The sequence below is a fragment of the Victivallis vadensis genome (genome assembly GCF_003096415.1).
GTDB classification, from domain to species: Bacteria; Verrucomicrobiota; Lentisphaeria; order Victivallales; family Victivallaceae; genus Victivallis; species Victivallis vadensis.
Map to the genome: position 1 here is coordinate 14,116 of NZ_QEKH01000043.1, position 19,833 is coordinate 33,948.

The 19,833-nt window shown below is 60.4% G+C and carries 20 protein-coding genes; 15 read left to right on the top strand and 5 right to left on the bottom strand.

Features of this window, described 5'->3' with window-relative positions; translation table 11 throughout:
- Nucleotides 1-5: 5 nt before the first annotated feature.
- From C8D82_RS18365 to fmt, 3 genes are all read right to left on the bottom strand, one after another.
- Nucleotides 6-1,394: a sigma-54-dependent transcriptional regulator gene (locus C8D82_RS18365; protein ID WP_116885749.1), complete on the bottom strand. Its 1,389-nt coding sequence runs from the start codon at nt 1,392-1,394 to the stop codon at nt 6-8.
- A 47-nt stretch (nt 1,395-1,441) separates the two neighbouring features.
- Nucleotides 1,442-3,076: an Rne/Rng family ribonuclease gene (locus tag C8D82_RS18370; RefSeq protein ID WP_206212624.1), complete on the bottom strand. Its 1,635-nt coding sequence runs from the start codon at nt 3,074-3,076 to the stop codon at nt 1,442-1,444.
- Nucleotides 3,077-3,154: 78 nt separating this feature from the next.
- The gene (fmt, locus tag C8D82_RS18375) at nt 3,155-4,108 is read right to left on the bottom strand and encodes a methionyl-tRNA formyltransferase (RefSeq protein ID WP_116885751.1); all 954 of its coding nucleotides are present in this window, start codon (nt 4,106-4,108) and stop codon (nt 3,155-3,157) included.
- Nucleotides 4,109-4,208: 100 nt separating this feature from the next.
- On the opposite strand from fmt, the gene folK reads away from it, so the two are divergent.
- The 4 genes from folK (at nt 4,209) to C8D82_RS18395 (ending at nt 6,273) form a co-directional block, all read left to right on the top strand.
- Nucleotides 4,209-4,667, top strand: a complete 459-nt coding sequence (folK, locus tag C8D82_RS18380) for a 2-amino-4-hydroxy-6-hydroxymethyldihydropteridine diphosphokinase (protein ID WP_165833190.1) — start codon at nt 4,209-4,211, stop codon at nt 4,665-4,667.
- Nucleotides 4,668-4,779: 112 nt separating this feature from the next.
- Complete coding sequence (locus C8D82_RS18385; RefSeq protein WP_133245286.1) at nt 4,780-5,166, top strand: hypothetical protein; 387 nt, start codon at nt 4,780-4,782, stop codon at nt 5,164-5,166.
- A gap of 112 nt (nt 5,167-5,278) precedes the next feature.
- Complete coding sequence (locus C8D82_RS18390) at nt 5,279-5,866, top strand: hypothetical protein (RefSeq protein WP_116885754.1); 588 nt, start codon at nt 5,279-5,281, stop codon at nt 5,864-5,866.
- Nucleotides 5,867-5,946: 80 nt separating this feature from the next.
- Nucleotides 5,947-6,273: a YkgJ family cysteine cluster protein gene (locus C8D82_RS18395; RefSeq protein ID WP_116885755.1), complete on the top strand. Its 327-nt coding sequence runs from the start codon at nt 5,947-5,949 to the stop codon at nt 6,271-6,273.
- A 339-nt stretch (nt 6,274-6,612) separates the two neighbouring features.
- Here the strand turns inward: C8D82_RS18395 and C8D82_RS20870 are convergent, their stop codons facing one another.
- Complete coding sequence (locus C8D82_RS20870) at nt 6,613-6,858, bottom strand: hypothetical protein (RefSeq protein WP_133245287.1); 246 nt, start codon at nt 6,856-6,858, stop codon at nt 6,613-6,615.
- A 155-nt stretch (nt 6,859-7,013) separates the two neighbouring features.
- On the opposite strand from C8D82_RS20870, the gene gmk reads away from it, so the two are divergent.
- From gmk to trmB, 11 genes are all read left to right on the top strand, one after another.
- Nucleotides 7,014-7,631: a guanylate kinase gene (gene gmk / locus C8D82_RS18400; protein WP_116885756.1), complete on the top strand. Its 618-nt coding sequence runs from the start codon at nt 7,014-7,016 to the stop codon at nt 7,629-7,631.
- Nucleotides 7,628-8,158, top strand: coding sequence for a flavoprotein (locus tag C8D82_RS18405; RefSeq protein ID WP_116885757.1), 531 nt, complete (start codon nt 7,628-7,630; stop codon nt 8,156-8,158). Before gmk ends, C8D82_RS18405 begins: the two co-directional genes overlap by 4 nt.
- A 498-nt stretch (nt 8,159-8,656) precedes the next feature.
- A complete protein-coding gene (locus C8D82_RS18410; RefSeq protein WP_116885758.1) occupies nt 8,657-9,001 on the top strand; it encodes a TIGR04076 family protein in 345 nt (114 codons plus the stop codon).
- A 231-nt stretch (nt 9,002-9,232) separates the two neighbouring features.
- Complete coding sequence (gyrA, locus tag C8D82_RS18415; RefSeq protein WP_116885759.1) at nt 9,233-11,890, top strand: DNA gyrase subunit A; 2,658 nt, start codon at nt 9,233-9,235, stop codon at nt 11,888-11,890.
- A gap of 44 nt (nt 11,891-11,934) precedes the next feature.
- Nucleotides 11,935-12,768, top strand: coding sequence for a dihydropteroate synthase (gene folP, locus C8D82_RS18420; protein ID WP_206212622.1), 834 nt, complete (start codon nt 11,935-11,937; stop codon nt 12,766-12,768).
- On the top strand, nt 12,765-13,604 hold the full coding sequence (cdaA, locus tag C8D82_RS18425; protein WP_116885760.1) for a diadenylate cyclase CdaA: 840 nt from the start codon (nt 12,765-12,767) through the stop codon (nt 13,602-13,604). Before folP ends, cdaA begins: the two co-directional genes overlap by 4 nt.
- Before the next feature lies 1 nt (nt 13,605).
- Nucleotides 13,606-14,586, top strand: coding sequence for a CdaR family protein (locus tag C8D82_RS18430; protein ID WP_116885761.1), 981 nt, complete (start codon nt 13,606-13,608; stop codon nt 14,584-14,586).
- 33 nt (nt 14,587-14,619) lie between these two features.
- Entirely contained in the window at nt 14,620-16,242 is a 1,623-nt protein-coding gene (locus tag C8D82_RS18435; protein ID WP_116885762.1) for a peptidylprolyl isomerase, read from the top strand.
- An 84-nt stretch (nt 16,243-16,326) separates the two neighbouring features.
- A complete protein-coding gene (gene speD, locus C8D82_RS18440) occupies nt 16,327-17,142 on the top strand; it encodes an adenosylmethionine decarboxylase (RefSeq protein ID WP_116885763.1) in 816 nt (271 codons plus the stop codon).
- Between the two features lie 36 nt (nt 17,143-17,178).
- Nucleotides 17,179-18,270, top strand: coding sequence for a recombination-associated protein RdgC (gene rdgC / locus C8D82_RS18445; protein ID WP_116885764.1), 1,092 nt, complete (start codon nt 17,179-17,181; stop codon nt 18,268-18,270).
- Nucleotides 18,271-18,281: 11 nt separating this feature from the next.
- Complete coding sequence (gene trmB / locus C8D82_RS18450) at nt 18,282-18,908, top strand: tRNA (guanine(46)-N(7))-methyltransferase TrmB (RefSeq protein WP_116885765.1); 627 nt, start codon at nt 18,282-18,284, stop codon at nt 18,906-18,908.
- Between the two features lie 15 nt (nt 18,909-18,923).
- On the opposite strand, the gene C8D82_RS18455 is transcribed toward trmB, so the two are convergent.
- Nucleotides 18,924-19,271, bottom strand: coding sequence for a cupin domain-containing protein (locus C8D82_RS18455; RefSeq protein ID WP_116885766.1), 348 nt, complete (start codon nt 19,269-19,271; stop codon nt 18,924-18,926).
- Nucleotides 19,272-19,833: the final 562 nt, after the last annotated feature.

Consider the following 19,833-nt stretch of genomic DNA (forward strand, 5'->3'; position numbering starts at 1 on the left):
AATCCCTATTGTTCGGCGAGACGGCGGTGGAGGGTGCGGCGGCTGATGCCGAGCAGTTTGGCGGCCTGCGTGCGGTTGCCGTTGCACTCGGCGAGGGCTTTTTCGATCAGCTTGCGTTCGGAATTTTCAAAGGTTTCTATTTCCGGTTCGGGAGCGGTGGCGGCAGAACCGGGCGGAACCGGATTTTCATGGTTGCGGACCGCTTCGGGAATGTCGGATTTGCGCAGGATTTTTTCCCGGGCCAGCACGACCATGCACTCGATGCAGTTGCGCAGTTCGCGGATATTGCCGGGCCACGGATAGGCGACCAGTTCGGCGAGGGCGTCCGGGGCGATGCCGGTCACGTCGCGTTCGTTTTCGCGGGCGAATTCGGCGATGAAGCTATGGATCAGGCCGGGAATGTCACTTTTGCGGTCGCGCAGCGGCGGCAGTTCGAGGTTGACCACGCTCAGGCGGTAAAAGAGGTCTTCGCGGAAAGTCCCCTCGCTGACCATTTTGCGCAGGTCGCGGTTGGTGGCGGCGACGAGACGGACGTCGACCTTGATGGTTTCGGTGCCGCCGACCCGTTCGAAGGAACGGGTTTCCAGCACGCGCAGCAGCTTGACCTGGGTAGCAGGATCGATTTCACCGATTTCGTCGAGGAACAGCGTGCCGTGGTCGGCGACCTCGAACCGCCCCTTGTGGCGTTCGGCGGCGCCGGTGAACGCTCCTTTTTCGTAACCGAAGAGTTCGCTTTCAAGCAGCGTCGCGGTCAGCGCGGCGCAGTGGACCGGCACGAAATAGCCGGTGCGGCCGCTCCAGTCGTGGATCATCCGGGCGAACACCTCCTTGCCGGTGCCGCTTTCGCCGGTCAGCAGCACGGTCGACCGGGTCGGGGCGACGGTTTTGACCAGAGACATCACTTTGGTCATCGGGTTGGCGGGATCGTCGGTCGGAAGCACGATCCCGGGAGGCGGCGCGGCCACGGCGGGAGCGGTCGCCGCAACGGTGGCTTCGGCCTGGGCCGCCTTGTCCTCGGCCGCCTTGCGCCGGGCGGCCAGCGCGGCGTCGATCACGGCTTCGAGCTTGTCCAGCTTGACCGGCTTGGCGACGAAATCGAATGCGCCTTTCTTGACGGCGGCGACGGCGTCGCCAATGGAACCGTAAGCGGTCAGGAGAATGCAGGCGGGCCGGTTCGCCTTGCTGGCGGTCGCCTCCAATACGCTCATGCCGTCGGCCTTCGGCATACGCAGGTCGGTCAGCACCAGGTCGAAATCTTCGTGTTTCAGCAACTCGATCGCTTCGCCGCCGTCGGCGGCGGTGGCGACATTGAACCGGAGCCGCAGATAGCGCGCCATCGCTTCGCGGGTGTTGTGCTCGTCGTCGACAATCAGAATTCTTGCACTGTCTTTCATGTGTTACTCCCCGTTTGACGGCGCGCTCCTCATTCGCGCCGGAACCCTCACTTCAACTCGTCGCCGGTGTCGGGATCGACCAGCTTGAACTCCTCGGAGTGCAGCATCGGATCCGCCCGGAAACTCAGGTCGTGCTTGTATTTTTCTTCCAGCTCGCGCAGCAGTAGCGCGTCTTCGTTGCGCAGCCGCTGCAGGATGTCCGGGTGCATGATCACCCGCACCGGGCGGTTGCGGTAACGGCTTTCGCGCAGTACGGTATTGAGGCGGCGCTGGATTTCGACGCTCATCGAAACCACCGATTTCACGCGGCCGGAACCGTGGCAGTAGGGACAGGGCATGAATACCTGATCCTTGATGCTCTCGTGCTCGCGCTGGCGGGTCATCTCCATCAGGCCGAGGCGGCTGAGCGGCAGCACCTTGGTTTTGGCGCGGTCGTCCTTGACCAGCCGCTTCATGGTGCGGTATACCTCCTCGCGGTCGCGGGCGCTGCGCATGTCGATGAAGTCGAGCACGACAAGGCCGCCGATGTTGCGCAGCCGGAGCTGGCGGGCGATCTCCTCGGCGGCTTCGAGGTTGGTTTTCAGGATGAATTCCGGCTGGTCGGCGCCTTTGCGCCCCCGCCCGGAGTTTACGTCGATCGCGATCAGCGCTTCGGTTTCGTCGACCACGATCGCGCCGCCGCCGGGCAGCCGGACTTCGCGCTGGAACACTTCGCGCAGCTGGTCGTTGATCCGGTACGCTTCAAAGACCGGCTTGCCGGAGTTGTACAACGTGACCTTTTCGGCCATCTTGCGGCCTCCGAACCGGTTCAGGGTCTCGATGATCTGGCAACTGGCGTCGGCGTCGTCCACGACGATCCCCTGGAACTCCTCGGTCATGAAATCGCGGATGGTGCGCTCGACGAGGTTCGGCTCGGTGTAGAGCAGCGCGGGGGCGTTGCGCGTATCCATTCCCTTTTCGATCTTGCGCCAGTTGTCGAGCAGCAGGTCGAGGTCGCGCTTGAAGAAGGTCGAACGCCGCCCTTCGCCGACGGTGCGGCAGATCAGCCCCATGCCTTCCGGCAGTTCCAGCGCGGCGAGAATTTTGCGCAGCCGGTCGCGCTCCTGTCCGCCTTCGATGCGCGTGGAAAGCCCGATGTGCTCGCTGTATGGCATCAGCACGAGATAACGCCCGGCGATGGAGATGTCGGTGGTGACCCGCGCACCTTTGGTGCTGATCGGGGATTTCACGACCTGCACGAGGATTTCCATGCCCGGTTTGAAGATATTCGGGATATCCGCGACGGTCAGCTTCTTCTTGCGGCGCAGCGCCTCCTGGTTCACCTTGGAGTTGGGTTTGGCCTCCTGCCGTTTCTGACGTTTGGCCTGGATCGGCTGTTCGTTGCCGGAAACGGTTTTCTCATCGTCGTCGTCATCCGAATCGCGGCGGCCGAGCAGCTCGTCGCAGCCGGGAAGCATTTCGTGATAGTGAAGGAAAGCGTTCTTTTCGGCGCCGATGTCGACGAAGGCCGCCTGCAGCGAGGGTTCGAGGTTGATGATTTTGCCGAGGTAGATGTCGCCGACCTTGGGTTCGTTGCCGTCGCGCTCGATCTGGTACTCTTCGAGCCGCCCGTTGTTCAGGAGCGCGAAACGGCGCTCGAGTTTTTCGCAGTTCAGGATGATCTGCTTGCCTGTTTTGTCCATTGATTTTCCCATACACACATAAATTGTTGAATCTGTGCCGGCGGCGGAACCTGCTCCGTTTCGGGAGGGCCGGTTCCGTTACGGCAGAATTACCGGTTTTTCACCGCGCAGGCCGTTCAGGAAGGCCACCGCGGACATCGCCCGCCGTCCCGGCGGGGCAAGTTCGACCACTTCGATGGCGCCGGAGCCGCAGGCGATGATCAGCGCGTATTTGTCCGCCTGCAGCACGGAGCCGGGAGTTCCGCCGAGGTCGCGGCGGCAGATCACCCGGGTCAGGGTGATTGTGCTTTCGCCGCGCGTGGTCAGCATCGTGCAGAAGGCGCCGGGCCACGGATAGTAGGCGCGCACCATCGCTTCGATGTCGTAGGAACTCTTGGTCCAGTTGATTTTCCCGTCCGCCTTTTTGATCTTGGTGCAGACGGTCGCCTCGGTATCGTCCTGCGGCACGGGCTGGAGGTCGCCGGAGGCGATGGCCCAGAGCGTGCCGGGGGCGACCTTGGCCGCGATCAGCCCGAGTTTCACCTCAAGCGCGTCGCAATATTCCCGGTGGTCCAGCGGAACCCGGAGCGAGGAGTAGACGCCGCCGGTATCCAGACCGCGCTCCATCGCCATGAAGCAGACGCCGGTTTCGGCGTCGCGGTTCAGGATGCACTGAGTGACCGGCGAAGCACCGCGGTAACGCGGCAGCAAAGAGGCGTGGATGTTCACGCAGGCCACCCGGGGCAGCGCCAGCAGTTCCGCGCGCAGGATCTGGCCGAAAGAGACCACCAGCACGATCGCCGGGTTTCTGGCACGCAGAGAAGCGAGGAAGGCCGGATCGTTCACGTTGGGAACCTTGTCCGGGTTGAGGCCCAGCTCCTGCGCTGCCGCGCCCACCGGGGTCGGGGTGGGCTTGCGGTTCCGCCCTGCCGGACGGTCGAGCTGGGTGCCGACGCCGACGAGCCGCAGCCCGGGGGCGGCGGCGACGGCTTTCAGGATCGGGACCGCGATCGGCCCGGATCCGAGAAAATAAATTTCCGGCTGATTCGTCATCTTCTCTTTGCAAAAGTTGATTTTTCGTGTAATTATAAATATAAAGCATCTTTGCGGAAAAAACGAGCAGATTATGTTAAAAACCACGAAATTTGCGATAATGTTGGGGGGGAATCAGGGAAATTCCCCGGAAATTTTCCGGAATGCCGTTGAAAAGCTGGCGGCGGCGGGGGTTGTGCGCCCGGTTCAGAGCCGCCTTTTCCGGACGGCGGCGGTGGACTGCGTGCCGGGAACGCCGGATTTCTGCAATGCCGCGCTGATCGGGGAGTGGGCGGGGAGCGCGGAAGAACTGTTGGCGGTCTGCCAGCGCCTGGAGCGGGAAGCGGGGCGGCCGGAGAAGCATTCGAGCCGGGAATCCCGCCCGCTGGACCTCGACCTGATCCTGTTCGGCGACGAGCGGCGGGAGACGGCGTTTCTGCGGTTGCCGCACCCGCGGGCGCAGGAGCGGGGATTCGTGTTGATGCCGCTGGCGGAGGTCGCGGGCAAGTGGAGATTTCCGGATTCCGGGCGGACGGTCCGGGAATGTTTGGAGAATTTGCCGCCGGAAAAGTTGAATTAGTCCGGGAAACGCTATATATTACAGCATAATTACGTTTCAGTCGATCCGAAATTCGAATTTAACGAGTCGGGGTATCTGCGTTATGGGAAATGAAGACGAAATGGGATTTTCAATGGTTTGGATTTGGGTGGTTGCCGGGTTGACCTGGGTGATCGTGATGATGGGGATCGCGCAGTTGTCGCGTTTTTATTCGAAATTTCAGGAAGGCCGGCGCGAACTTGACGCGAATCTGCTGAATATGGCCGGGCAGTTCAAGAAGATGCAGTCGACGTTGACGGAACTGCTGGCGGAGCAGCGCCGCATCACCCGCCTCACGCTGGAACAGCTTGACCTGAAGCGCGCGGAAATGACCGGCGACTTCGAAATCGTGGAAGAACCGATTCCGCCGGCTCCGCCTTCAGCCGGGCCGACCGAGCCGGCAGTGGAGCCGCCGCCGCCGATGCCGGACAAGCGCCCGCCGTCGAAATTCCCGGAGATCAAATTCCCGGATGCGAAATAGTTTTTTTGATGATTTCGGGGCAATGCCGCTTGTAAAGATTTGAAAAACGTTTAGGTTAAAAACAGTACGGAAATCAATCATTTATCAACCAGTTCAATCAGAGGCCATATTCATGAAAAAAGTTTTGCTGACGCTCGGTCTTGCGATTTTGTTGTTCACCGGCAGTGCCGCGATGGCGGCTCCGGCCGCCTACCGTTCCAGCCCGGAGGTGAATATCGGCGAGAAGCTGGCGCTTTACATCCCGAACCGGCTGATCGATGCGCTTGACCTCTTTTCCGTGAATCTCGGCGTCGGTCCGATCGTCGAAATTCAGATGATGGGGACGCGTGCGGTATGGGGCGGCGCCGGTATCGGCATGGCGTGGAAGGCTTACAAGGGCTATAACCGCCAGTACGGCTTCGGGACGGAGCAGGGCTGGTACTGGTCGTTCGTGGTGGTCAGCGGCGAAGAGTACGGCGTGGTCAACAACACCTCGCTGGTGAAGAAGTATTTCGAGCATCGGGAGGGGTTCCCGACTCCGGACCGCTGGCCCTACAATTACTTCGACGGCGCGCGCGACTACTGGCAGATTGGCGGTTCGCTGGGCTGTCTTGTGACCGGCGATCTCTATATTCACCCGGTGGAATGGTTTGATTTCGCGCTGGGCTTTTTGCTGATCGACGTCAAGGGGGACGATCTGACGTTTGATGATTTCCGGTAACGGCGGAAGACAGTGAGGATGCGTGACGGGTGTTTCCGGGGCAGAGATGCCGGGGAGATGCCCGTTTTGCTTTTGAAAATATGAGTGATTTTGTCTGTGTGCGCTGCGGAAACTGCTGCCGCTGGAGCGGCTGCGTGAAGGTGACCGATGCGGAGATCGATGTGATCGCGGCGTTTCTGGGGATGCCGCCGGAGGCGTTTCTGGAACGGTGGACGGAGCTGATGCCGGACCGGCAGGGGCTGACGCTGATTGAGAAGGCGGACGGCAGCTGTGTATTTCTGGAGGAGGGGGAACCGGCGGGGTGCCGGATTGACCCGGTGAAGCCGGAACAGTGCAGGCGGTTCCCGGAGAGATGGAATTTCCCGGGCTGGGAGAAAGAGTGCGGAGCAAAACTCTCCCGAAAATAAAAAACATAAAAGAACAGCCGCTTCAGCGGCGTCGCCACCGGCAGCTTGCCGGGCGCAGTCCAGCGCGCGAACAGCGCTGGTCGAAAGCGGAGGGAGCGCGCGCTTCTCAAAAAGCGAAGCAATTTTGAGACGCGGTTCAAAGCGCGGAGCCGTTGCGAGGGTCGGCGGCAACAGATGGTAATTGCAGACGCGGCCATGCGGGAGCGCTTGATGACGCGAAGCGTCTTTGGAGTGCGGAGATTCATCTCCGCTGTCAAGTCGCACCCGGCCTTTACCGTGCCGGTTGTTTGATTTCGTGTGCGGTAAAAGTCATGTCCGACTGGAAAGCGGAACTGAAGCTTATCCGGCAAAGCCGGACAAGCCCTGCGGGTTCCGCACTCCAAGGTGGCCGGGCGATATTCTGGCGTGATGCTGGAGAGTAAGGAAAAACAGGCGGGCTGATTGAGCTTTGCTGCGGTTTTCGGTGGCCGTAAAGGTGATGGTGGCGGCAACGCGCTTACTGCCTGAAATAAAATGCGCGTTGCTTATTTTTATTTCAGGCAAGCGCTTTTGCGCGAGAGGTACTGTTGCGGTTGCGGTCCGCATTCGCGGACCTTACATTTCGTCTGCTTCTGAGCTGCGCCTGCGCAGCTCGACAGCAGCCGACCAGCGTTCCGCCGCTGGACCGCGTCCGGCAAGCTGCCGGTGGCGACGCCGCTGAAGCGGCTATTCTTTATTTATTATTTTTTGGGAGATTTTTTATGAGCAAATATGGTACTGTGATCGTTCTCTCCGGCCCCAGCGGCGTCGGTAAATCCACCCTCGTCAGTCGTGTCCGCGCCGCCATGCCCGGCCTCGAATTTTCCATCTCCTGCACCACCCGCAATCCCCGCGTCGGCGAACAGCACGGCGTTCACTACTATTTTCTCTCCCGTGAAGAGTTTGAGCGCCGCATCGGCAATGATGAATTCATTGAGCATGCCCAGGTGTTTGCGAACCGGTACGGCACCCTGAAATCCGAAGTGCTCGAACGCATCCGGCGCGGCAGATCCGTCGTGCTGGATATCGACGTTCAGGGAGCGATGAAAATCCGCGATGCCGCCGCCCGCGATCCCGAGCTTGCCGCTCATACGGTCTGGGTTTTCATCGGCCCCCCGTCGGTTGAAGCGTTGGAAAAACGGCTGAGGGGACGCGCCACCGACTCCGAAGAACAGATCGCGCTGCGGCTCGGCACCGCGAAGCACGAGCTTTCGTTCTGGAAGAAGTATGACTATCTGGTGATCAACGATGACCTTGATATTGCCGCTGCGGAAATGACCGGGCTGTTCCGCTCGTTTGAGCTGCGGACGGCCAACCAGCCGGAGGAACTGTTTTCATGAGTGAAAAAAGAGTGATCGCGCTCGGCGTGACCGGCGGAATCGCGGCTTATAAGGCCGCCGGGCTGTGCAGCAGACTGGTCAAGGCGGGATTCGAGGTGCAGGTGCTGATGACGGAAAACGCGGAGAAATTCGTGACGCCGTTGACGTTCCGGACGCTTTCGCGGCGGCCGGTGGTGCGGTCGTTGTGGGAGGTGCCGGACTGGCGGCCGGAGCATGTGGCGCTGGCGAATGAGGCGGAGCTGCTGGTGGTGGCTCCGGCGACGGCGAACTTCATCGCGAAACTGGCGCACGGGATTGCAGACGACGCGTTGACGACGTTTGCGGCGACGTTCAACGGACGGGTGGTTCTGGCTCCGGCGATGAATCCGGAGATGTGGCGGCACGCGGCCTGTGCGGATAATGTGGAACTGCTGAAAAAGCGGGGGGTGGAGTTTGTCGGGCCTGAGTGCGGACACGTGGCGTGCGGGGCGGACGGGCCGGGACGCATGGCGGAACCGGAGAAAATTCTCCAGAAAATAAAAAACTAAAGTAAAGCCGCATAGCGGCGTCGCCACCGGCAGTTTGCCGGGCGCAGTCCAGCGCGCGAACAGCGCTGGTCGAAGGCGGAGGGAGCGCGCAGGCGCGGCTCCCGGAGCTTTCGAAATGTAAGGTCGGCGAATGCCGACCGCAATGCGGCAGTACCGCCCGGCGGAGCGCGCGTTTCTCAAAAAAGCGAAGCGATTTTGAGAAACGGTTCAGAGCGCGGAGCCGCTGCGAGGGTCGGCGACAGCGGATGGTAATTGCAGACGCGGCCCTGCAGGAGCGTGAGCTTCCGGTGATGACAACATACAAAAGAACAGCCGCATAGGTTCAGAGCGCGGAGCCGCTGCGAGGGTCGGCGACAACAGATGGTAATTGCAGACACGGCCCTGCGGGTGCGTGAGCTTCCGGCGGCGACATGAAAACAGCAATGCCGCCATCGAAAACCGCAAACAAACTTCGCAGTTTTGCCTGTTTCCCATTTTCTCAGAACAAGGAGCACAGCCATGAAAAAAGTAAAGATCACGGTACTCAAAACGACACTGGACAAGGAACTGGCCGCGGAGTATGGCGCGGAGGGATTGAAAGCCTGCCCGATGCTGAAGGCCGGGCAGGTCTTTTATGCGGACTACGCCAAACCGGAAGGGTTCTGCGATGAGGCGTGGAAGGCAATCTACCAGTATGCGTTCGCCTTGGCGCACGGCGCCGGAAACGGACTCTTTTACTACGGAGACTGGATCAGGAAGCCCGGTGTGGCGATCTGCAGCTGCAACGACGGCTTGCGCCCGGTGATTTTCAAGCTGGAAGCAACCGGCGAAGAGTCGGAGATAGATTATCAGCCGGTTCGGTAAAGCGTAGAAAAGCAAGGGGATTCCGGCGGTTCCGGAGCCTGGCGGCGGCGTGGATGGTTTCGCCGCTGTTTTTTTGGTTTTTGTTTCCGTTTTTTACCTCGCGGCGGCTTGTTAAACCCCTCTTCAAGTGATATATTACGCTATTTTAGGGCTGATTGTGCCCTGATGCGGCGGGGCGTCGCAACTGGATAGCGAACGAATAATTTATATAATGGAACGGGAACGATTGATATGAGCGATTTGGGAACCAGGGATTTTCAGGTAAATATTGAAGATATCATGCATACTGCATATTTGCAGTATTCGCTCAGCGTCAACGTCGGCCGTGCCATCCCGGATGTGCGTGACGGTCTCAAGCCGGTGAACCGCCGCATCCTGTACGCGATGCGCCAGCTCGGGCTCGGCAAATCGCACGCCACCGTCAAGTGCGCCCGCGTCGTCGGCGAAGTGATGGGTAAATACCACCCGCACGGCGATGCCGCGATCTATGATGCGCTGGTGCGTCTCGCGCAGGACTTTTCCATGCGCAATCCGCTGATCGAGGGGCAGGGCAACTTCGGCAACATCGACGGCGACCCCGCCGCGGCGAGCCGGTATACCGAGTGCCGTATGGAGCGCCTCGCGGAAGAGCTGCTGGCCGATATCGAAAAAGATACGGTCAACATGATCCCGAACTTCGACGAATCCGAAACCGAGCCGGAAGTGCTTCCGGCCCGTTATCCGCAACTCCTGGTCAACGGGACCACCGGCATCGGCGTCGGCATGGCGACCAGCATTCCGCCGCATAACCTCGGTGAAGTGATCGACGCGACCATCTGCCTTCTGGACAATCCCAAAGCGACCGTCGACGAGCTGATGGAGTATCTGCCCGGCCCGGACTTCCCGACCGGAGCGATCATCCGCGGCCGCTATTCGATGCGCCAGTTCTACCAGACCGGCCACGGCAGCATCAAAATCCGCGCCAAGGCGGACATCATCGAAAAGGACGGCCGCGAACAGATCATCGTCTCCGAAATCCCGTACGCAATCTGCAAGGAACAACTGGTCAAGAAGATCGCCGAGCTGGTCAACGACAAGCGCATTACCGGCATTTCCGGGCTGCGCGACGAGTCCAGCAAACGCACCGGCATGCGCATCGTGATCGAAATCAAGCGCGGCGCGATGGGGTCGGTGGTGCTGAACCAGCTTTTCGCGCACACCATGCTCGAAACCACCATCGGCTGCACGATGCTGGTCGTCGACCACAACCGGCCGCGCACGATGAATCTGGTGCAGGTGCTGCAGGCCTATATCGACCACCGCCTCGAAGTGATCGTGCGCCGCACTCTCTTTGAGCTGAAGAAGGCGCAGGCGCGGGCCCACATCTTGGAAGGTTTGATGAAAGCGCTGGCCAACATCAACGACGTGGTGCAGATCATCCGCGAATCCCGCAGCCGTCAGGATGCGGCCGCGAACCTGATCGCCCGTTTTGAATTCACCCAGATTCAGGTTGACGCGATCCTCGATATGCGGCTGCACCAGCTGACCGGACTGGCCATCGAAACGCTGACCGCCGAATACGAGGAACTCAAGAAGCGGATCGAATACCTGACCGCTCTCGCCGCCAGCCGTGAAATGCAGCTCGGCGTGATCAAGGACGAGCTCAAGGAGATCCGCGAAAAGTATGCCGATCCGCGCCGCACCGAAATCACCATCGACGACACCGATCTCAACATCGCCGACCTGATTCCGCGTCACAGCTGCGTGATCACCGTTTCCAACACCGGCTACATCAAGCGTGTACCCGCCGACACCTACCGCACCCAGCACCGCGGCGGCAAGGGCATTATCGGCATGGAGACCAAGGAGGAGGATCACGTCGAACACCTGTTCAATGCGGACAGTCACGACATCATCTTCTTCTTTACCGACCGCGGCTTCATGTACTGGCTGAACGTCTACGAGATTCCGGAAGGGTCGCGCACCGGCAAGGGCCGCGCGATCACCAATATGATCAAGGTCGAACCCGGCGAGAAGATCTGCGCGATGCTGACAGTCCGCCAGGAGGAGTTCGACGATCCGAATAAGTATATCGTGATGGCTTCGCGCCGCGGCTTCATCAAGAAGTCCGAGCTGGCGCTCTTCAAGAACCTGCGCCGCGTCGGACTGCGCGCGCTGGTGATCGAGGAGGATGACGACCTGATCGGCGCCGGCATCAGCGAAAACGGCAATGAAATCCTGTTGTCGACCAAGTTCGGCATGGCCTGTCTGTTCGATCAGGACGACGACCAGATCCGGCCGATGGGCCGTACCGCCCGCGGCGTGACCGGCATGCGCTTCAAGATCGAAGGCGACAGCGTGGTCAGCCTTGAAATCATCCGTGAGCATCTCTATGAGGAGCCCGCCGAGGATGAGGAAGGCGAGGAGGTCGAAGTCGAGGTCGATGTGGATGAGGAGATGCCGGTGGTCGGCTCCGGCCCCGAAGTGCTGGTCGTCACCGACGGCGGCATGGGCAAGCGCTCCTACGTCAGCACCTACCGCAAAACCAAGCGCGGCGCCAAGGGTGTGGTCAACATCAAGCTGCGCGAAGGCGAAACCGTGCTCAGCGTGGTGCAGATCACCGAAGAGGATGAAATTCTGCTGACCACCGAACGCGGCCAGCTGGTCCGGATTCCGGCGCACGAAATCCGCCGGGTTGGCCGCGCCAGTTACGGCGTGCGAATCATGAACCTCAATTCCGGCGACCGGATCACCGGCGTCGCGAAGCTGGTCGAGGTCGACGTTCCGAAGAGCCCGGCGACGGAGGAAGGGGGCGCGGAAAGTTCCGAAACTCCGGCGGAAGTTCCTGTCGCCGAGATTCCGGCGACGGAACCGGCGGAAGACGGCGCGAATCCCCCGGCCGGAGAATAAACGGTAATACGGGGCCTTCGCGGCCCCGGAAAGTGTGATGCCAAGTGTTCGAGCTGGAAACATATCTGGCCGGGGTTCACCGGCCGTTGGTGATGGGCATTGTCAACGCGACGGGCGACTCCTTCAGCGAGGGAAGCGCTTCGTCGCCGGAGACCGCGCTCGATCGCGCCCTGCGGCTGCTGGACGAGGGGGCCGACCTGCTCGACATCGGCGGCGAATCCACCCGCCCCGGTTCGGCGGTGATTCCGCCGGCGGAGGAGATCGGCCGCGTCGTGCCGCTGGTCCGGGAACTGCGCAGGGTGCGGCCGTCGGCGGTGCTCAGCATCGACACCCGCAAAAGCGAAGTCGCCGCCGCCGCGCTGGAATACCGCGTTGAAATCATCAATGACGTTGCGATGCTCCGCTATGATCCGCGTTTGGCGGAGGTGACCGCGGCGGGCGGGGCGGCGCTGGTGTTGAGCCATTCGCGCGGGACCCCGCAGACGATGCGTGACCCGGTGTGGTGCGATTACGGGGATGATGTGGCCGGTTCTGTCGTGGCTGAGCTGAAAGAGGCGGCACGAGTTGCGATTGCCGCTGGAGTCCCGGAGAATAATCTGCTCTACGACCCCGGTTTCGGCTTCGCGAAGCGGCCGGAGCAGGATTGGGAGCTGTTGAAACGGGTGGATGAGTTGCATGAGCTCGGGCCGGTGCTCGCCGGGCTTTCGCGCAAGTCGATGCTCGGCTGGCTGCTCGGCCAGCCGGACCCGGCGGAACGGCTGGCGGGCACGGTCGCGGCGTCGCTGTTCCTGGCTGACCGGAGCGTCGAGATCATCCGCGTTCACGATGTGCGGCAGGTCTGCGATGCGCTTAAAGTGAGGGAGAAACTGCTCTCATGAACGGGTTTGAGATTCCGCTGGCCACGATCTGGAGCATCGCCAGGATGCTGCTGGAGATTCTGATCATCACTTTTGTGATCTATAAAACATTGTATTATCTGCGCAGCGCGCGCGGCTCCTATGTGCTGGCGGGAATCATTATCCTGCTGGGAGTGATGAGCCTGTTGTCGCGCCAGCTTCACCTTGAAGTGATCACGTTCCTGCTGAACTGGATTCTGACCTGGCTGCCGATCGGGCTTTTCATCATCTTCCAGCCGGAGATCCGGCGCGCGTTCGCGCAGCTGGGCAGCTTTGCGATCTGGAAGGGAAAGCGGCGGCGCGAGGTGATCGGCGAACTGGTCGCCGCGACCGGCAACATGGCGCGCCGCAAGTGCGGCGCACTGATCGTGGTCGAGCGCCGCATCGGGATGCAGACCCTGATCGACGATTCGGTGAAGCTGGACATCAAGGTCAATGCGATGGTGCTTGAATCGATCTTCTTTCCGAATTCTCCGCTGCACGACGGTGCGGTGATCATCCGCGACGACCGGATCGTGGCGGCGCGGGCGATCCTGCCTCTGACCCGGGTGGAGAATATTTCACGGCGGCTGGGCACCCGCCACCGTGCGGCGCTGGGCATTTCGGAGGATACCGATGCGGTCACGATCGTGGTTTCCGAGGAGACCGGCACGATCAGCATCGCCTGTCGCGGCGTTCTGCACCGTGACCTGGCGATCAGCGAGCTGGAGAGCTATCTGGAAAAGCTGATCATCCAGGAGCAGGACGACGCCGATCTCGCCGAGACCGTGCAGATGCTCGAAGAACAGTCCGAACGGCAAAGCGGGGAGCATTTGTAATATGGCGGGAGTCTTCCGAAAAGTTTATTCTTTCATCCGCAAGGACTTCTGGCGGAAAATGATCGCGTTGTTCTTCGCATTGATGATTTATGCGGTGGTACAGGACCTGCAGCAGGATGGGCGCACGGTCACCGATGTCCCGGTCGAGGTGGTGCTGCCGCCCGAACTGGTCAGTATCGGCGCGCCGGAATTCCGGGTGACGGTGCGGGCGAAAGGGCCGTCGCGGGGGCTTGCGCAGATCAATCCGAACGACCTGCGGGCGCGGGTACGGGTGCGCTATCAGGATTTCATCGCCGGCCAGCCGTGCAAGGTGCGGCTGACGCCGGATGATTTCCGCTCCTTCAACGGCGTCCGGGTCACGGAGATTCCTTCTTCGGAGAGTACGCTGGTGCTGAACCTGCAGCGCCGGGTGACCCGCAACGTGCGGATTCAGCCGAAATTCGATAAGACCAGGAGTCTGTCGCGCGACTACGAGCGCCGCGAAGTCCGCTGTATTCCCGCCGAAGTTCAGGTGACCGGCCCGGAGCAGATCCTGCGCTCCTTGAAAGAGGTCTCCACGCAGCCGATTCCGCTGGACGAATCCGTGGTCGAATCCTTTGAAACCCGTGTGGAGCTTGAGGCGCCGGAGGGAACTGTGATTTCGCCGGAGAATGTGACCGTGCAGGTCGATATCGCGAAAAATTATATCAGCCGCCGCTTTGAGTCGCTGCCGCTGCTGTTTCTGGCCCAGCCGGGCAGCGAACAGCGCCGGAACTTCGAGCTGGTTGATCCGAATAAGCGCGTGACGGTGACGATCTACGGGCAGCAGAGTTCCACGCTCGCGCTGCAGCCGGAGGAGGTCAAGCCGTACATCGATGTGTCGAAGCTGACCGAACCCGGCATCTATACGGTGTCGATCAGCTGTTACGTCAAGGGCGACCGGCTCGACGTAAAGGATATCGTCCCGGATAAGATCAGAGTCAAAATCACAGACAGAAAATAAGAAAGCAAAAGGTAACACGAAAGGCGCCGTTCCATGATCATCAAGAAACTCAATGGATTGTTCCACAAACACAGCCGCTGGCTTTTCGGCGGGTTTACCATCGTGATCATCGTTTCCTTCCTGGGGTTCCTGACACCGGGGCAGTTCGGCTGCGATTTCTCCGATCCGGAGTCGCACGAGTTCGGCGTGGCGTTCGGCAAGCCGGTGACCTACCGGGATTTGCGGGAGATGGGACGCAACGTCCAGATCATCAACCATGTGATGTCCGGCGTCTCGAACCGCGAGATTGACGTGCAGAATCTGTTCGGTCCGTACTGCCTCCTGCAGGCGGCGGAGCGCATGGGAATCGTCGCCAGCGACAAGGAGGTCGCGGAGATGCTCCGGCAGATGCCGACGCTTCAGAAGGACGGCAAGTTCAGTATGGAACTCTACAATGAAATGTTGGCGGGGTATCAGAAAGCCGGCATTTCGGCGGAGGAGTTCAACAACGCGATCCGGATGATGGTGATGCTCAACAAGCTGGATCGTGAAATCGCCGCCGGTGTGGTGGTGACTCCGGGGGAGGTGGAGAGCTTCTACCGGCGTCTCTACGGCAAATACCGGATCAAGGGGGCGCTGTTCAATGCGGATACCTTCAAGGATAAAGTGCCCAGGGACGCCAGGAAGATGCAGGAGTTCTTTGAAAAGAACCGCAGCGAATACGTGATCCAGGCCAAGCTGTCCGCTCTGGTCGTGGCGTTCCCGTATGCGGGGTTCAAGGCGGAGGCCGCCAAAGCGGCGACCGCCGCGGAGCTGGAAAAATTCTATAAGGCGAATACTGCTCTTTTCGACGACAAGGATGGAAAGACGCAGGAGTACGCGAAGGTCGCCGGGGAAGTGAAAAAGAAGTTCATCGAAGCGCGGAGCCGCGACCTGGCGACCCGGCGCGCCTATGATTTCGCTTCGGCTGCCTATGAGGCGGTCGGGGAAGCGGAAAACAAAGTCGAGGTTTTCCGGGAGCTGGCGCGCAAGGGCAAGCTCGATATCATCGAAACCGGCCGGTTCGATATCGATGCAACCGTGGTCGGCAAGATCAATTCTCCCGTGCTGATCCGCCAGCTCGGAGCGGCGTTGAATGCGGGTAACCCGGTAACCAACGCGGTTCCCGGCGATGACGCCGCCTATGTCGGTTTCACGCTCGAGCAGATCGCCGCCCGTCCGGCCATGCTGAACGAAGTTGCCAAGCAGCTTAACGACGATTATGTCGCCGCTGAATCGCTCAAGCTGGCCCGTGAAGCGGCGAAGGCGGAGCTCGACAGGATCAAGGCGCTGAAGCCCGCGGAGCGCGCCAAGGCGTTTGCGGCGCTGAAGAACTGCAAGGTCGAGGAATTTGAGGCTTCGGTCAGCCAGATGCCTCCGGCGGGATTCGAATATGCGATGCAGGCGGCGGTCCGCCTCCACCCCGGCGAGTTGACCCCGGTGGTCGATACGCCGAATGGCGCGGCGATCGCGGAGCTGCTTGAGCGCATCCCGGCGGATATGAAGGAGTTTGAAGCGAAAAAGGCGCTGTATACCGGCATTTTCCGGCAGCGCAAGGAGCAGATGGCGCGGCTGGCGTTTGAAGAAGAACTCGGTTCCCAGTGTTATTTGCTGGAGCAACAGCAGCCGCAGCAGTAATTCACCATCACGAAACGATTGGAAAGCGGCCGCGGCGGTGCCTGGAGAGCAGCGCCGCGGCGGGCTTTACGGACGACGGAGAAAATGGACAGCAGTAAACGAGAGAAAAACGCCGGTGAGACCGGATTCGCGCTCGGCCGCCATATGACGGTGGAATTCTACGATTGCGACGCGCGCATCCTGGCCGACGCCGGCAAGGTAGAGCAAATTTTTCTGGATGCGGCCCGGGAATCGGGCGCGACGGTGATCGGTTCCAATTTCCATGAGTTTCAGCCGCAGGGGGTCAGCGGGGTGGTGGTGATTTCCGAATCCCACTTCGCGGTCCATGCCTGGCCGGAGCATGATTTCGCGGCGGTGGATTTGTTCACCTGCGGGGACAAGGTGGATTTCGACATCGCGATCAGGGTGATCGCCGGCGGCCTGAAGTCCGGGCAATGGATCATCTCAAGTTTGATGAACCGCGGCATCGTCGGCACCAACGGCGTGGAACGCCGCGTGCCGGTGATCGAAGGCGGAGACGCCCGCTACGAACTTTCGTGGGAGAGCAAATTCGAGCAGAGCCGCGCCCATGCGATCTCCGCCGCGATCGACGTGTACAACTGCGAAGTCCCGCAGTTCGCCTCGCCGGAGTGGCAGCGGGAGTTTGCGCTGCGGTTCGTGTCGCGCCTGTGGCTGACTCCTGTCGGAGAGGTCCGGTGCGATACCGGCAACCCCGGCGTGCCGGCCTTCGAGCAGCAGCTCAAGTCCGGTCTGCTGTCTTGGCGGCTCGATCTGGAGCACAAGACCGTCTACATCGATTTGTTCGCCGCCCACTATTTCGACCCGCGCGAGGCGGCGGAGTTCGCGATCGGCGAATTCCGCGGCCGCTACTACCGGCTGCAGCCGTTCGTGCGCCAGTAACCGTATTGTCAACCTCTCAACTTTCAGGATTTCACCATGCCCTTTGATCGCGGATCTTTTACGTTCGCCATGTTCGACATTCCGGCGGAGCTGCCGGAGAATCTTCTCGATCTGTTCGCCGCCAAAAAAGCCGGCCCGCTCGACGCGGTGACCGACGAACCCCAGCTCGGCTGGGTGACCGGCCATCACCTGCTGGACACCACCATCAACGAGGAATCCGCGCAGATGGGCGGCAGCTATTACCTGACTTTGCGGCAGGCGGTCCGCAAAATGCCCGCTTCGCTGCTGAACGCGGTGTGCAAGCGCGAGGAACAGGCCTATATGCGGGCCAATGAGTTGGAATATGTTTCCAGCAAGATGAAAAAGCAGATCCGCGAGGAGGCGATCGAGAAGCATATCCAGAAAATGCCCCCGGCGCTCTCCGGGATTCCGATGGTGCTCGAACCGCATGAGCGGCTGCTTTATGTCGGAGCCTCCAGCCGCAGCCAGATCGACCTGTTTCTGGATATGTTCTACCAGACGGTGAAGGTCGAACCGCTGCAGCTCTCCCCCGCACTGCTGCTGGAACGGCTCTGCAATGCGACGATGGCGAGCTTCCCGACCCTGACCATCAGCGGCCGCCCGGATGCGGAGCCGGTGACCGGGCGCGATTTCCTGATGTGGCTCTGGTTCTACAGTGAAACCACCGGCAAGCTCGAAGTGCCGGATTACGGCGAATTCGACCTGATGATCGAAGCTCCGCTGGTTTTCGCGGTCGCCGACGACGCGCAGGGCGCGGAAGAGGTCACGATCAAAAAGGGAGACAGTCCGCTGCGCAGCTCGGAGGCCAAGGCGGCGATCCTGAACGGCAAGAAGCTCAAGAAAGCCAAACTGACCATGACCCGCGCCAACCAGATCTGGACCGGTACTTTCGATGCCGACCAGTTCGCGTTCGGTTCCTTCAAGACGCCGGAGCCGGAGGAGATGAATGCGGATGAGGTGTTTGCGGAGCGGGTGCTGAACCTGTCGATTTTCCGGGCCGGCATCATCGCCTACTTCAAGAAGTTCAGCGAAGCGATGACCGGCATGGATTTCCCGCAGTTCGAGAAAGAGATCCGCGCCTGGGCGCAGGAACGCGACGCGGTATAGGGAGGCCCTTGATGACCGGTCATCCCGAAGATGCAAAAATCCGGTTCTTCACCGGAACCTATCAGCTGTTTCCGGCTAAACTGCTGGCTGCCCGCCCGGTGGTCGAACTTGACCTCGGCTGCGGCGCCGGCAGCTTCACCGCGGAGCTGGCGCGCCGTTATCCGGAGCGCACCGTTCTGGCCGCCGACGTGATGGTCGGCCGGCTGCGCAAGCTGGTCAAGCGTTGCGACCGTCTCAAGCTTGGCAACCTCGAAGTCTGCCGCACCGAAGCGCGCCATCTGGTGGCGCTGATGCTGCCGGACGGCGCGCTGGACCGGCTGCATCTGCTCTGTCCCGATCCGTGGCCGAAGGGACGTCACCGCAGCCACCGGCTGCTGGCAAGCGATTTCACCGCCCAGCTGCACCGGGTATTGAAGCAGGATGGCGTCTTTCACTTTTCCAGTGACGATGAGTACTATTGCGATGCGGTGCGCCGGGTGATCGCCGCCTCGAACCTGTTCGCCGAATGTCCGGAAGCCATCGCCGACCTGGCCGATATCAGGAGCGATTTCGAGCTGCGTTGGAATGCCGAAGGCAAGCCGGTACACCATGTGGCCTACCGCCGGATTCCGGCGCCGCCGCATACCATCGGACACTGACGCCGGAATTTTCCGTCATGCCTTGATCATCACCAGCATCATTTTGAAGGCGGTGACGGCGGAAAGCGCATGCGGGATGTCGGCCGGCATGATGATGCTTTCGCCGCTTTTCAGATGGTGCGGTTTGCCGCCGACAGTGATTCTGACCTCGCCGTCGAGCACGTTGACCAGCGCATCGAACGGGGCGGCGTGTTCGCTCAGCCCTTCGCCCTTGTCGAAGGCGAAGAGCGTGACGGTGCCGCCGCCGTTTTCGACGATGGTGCGGCTCACGACCGCCCCTTCCGCATAATTGACCAGTCCCGCGGGGGCGAACACCTCGCTTTTGCACTGCCTGGCCGCGCCTGAACCTGAACAATGTTCCATTTTGATTTCCTCCTCTGTGTTACGGTTTCCCGATATAGATACAGTATACCGTTTTTTGCCGGAATTGCAAATTTCACGGCGCAACGGGAGGGGTTGCAACAGTCTTTTCCTCATGGGTTATCCTGCCTGAAGGTTCATTTAGGGAAAAAAGGTCAATTTGCTTTACTGATTGCTCTGTTTTTTAGCGCAACCGGTTTTACTGCGACAGACAGCGCGCTCTCCTTGTCGGACGCTGAACTTGCCTGACGGAATTGAGTTCCGGGCTATATGGAGTCAAACAGGCCATTGCGAATTTTTCAGAAGCCTCTGTTCGCCAGGCATCATGCGTTTTTGCGTGATGCCGCAATTTTCATCTTGAAATCCGTTGATTTTTTATATATATTCCATACAAGAGGAAATGTTAACGGATTTCCTGTTTGCAAAGCATTGCGGATCATGTTGTTTTACGGAGAAAATAACACAGGGATCACACCTGTCCTAACAAACTTTTGAAGGGGTGAAAAAAGTGGAGCCAACTTGTCCGTAATAGTATATTACGGTTGCCTAAACCACAAGGAGGCTC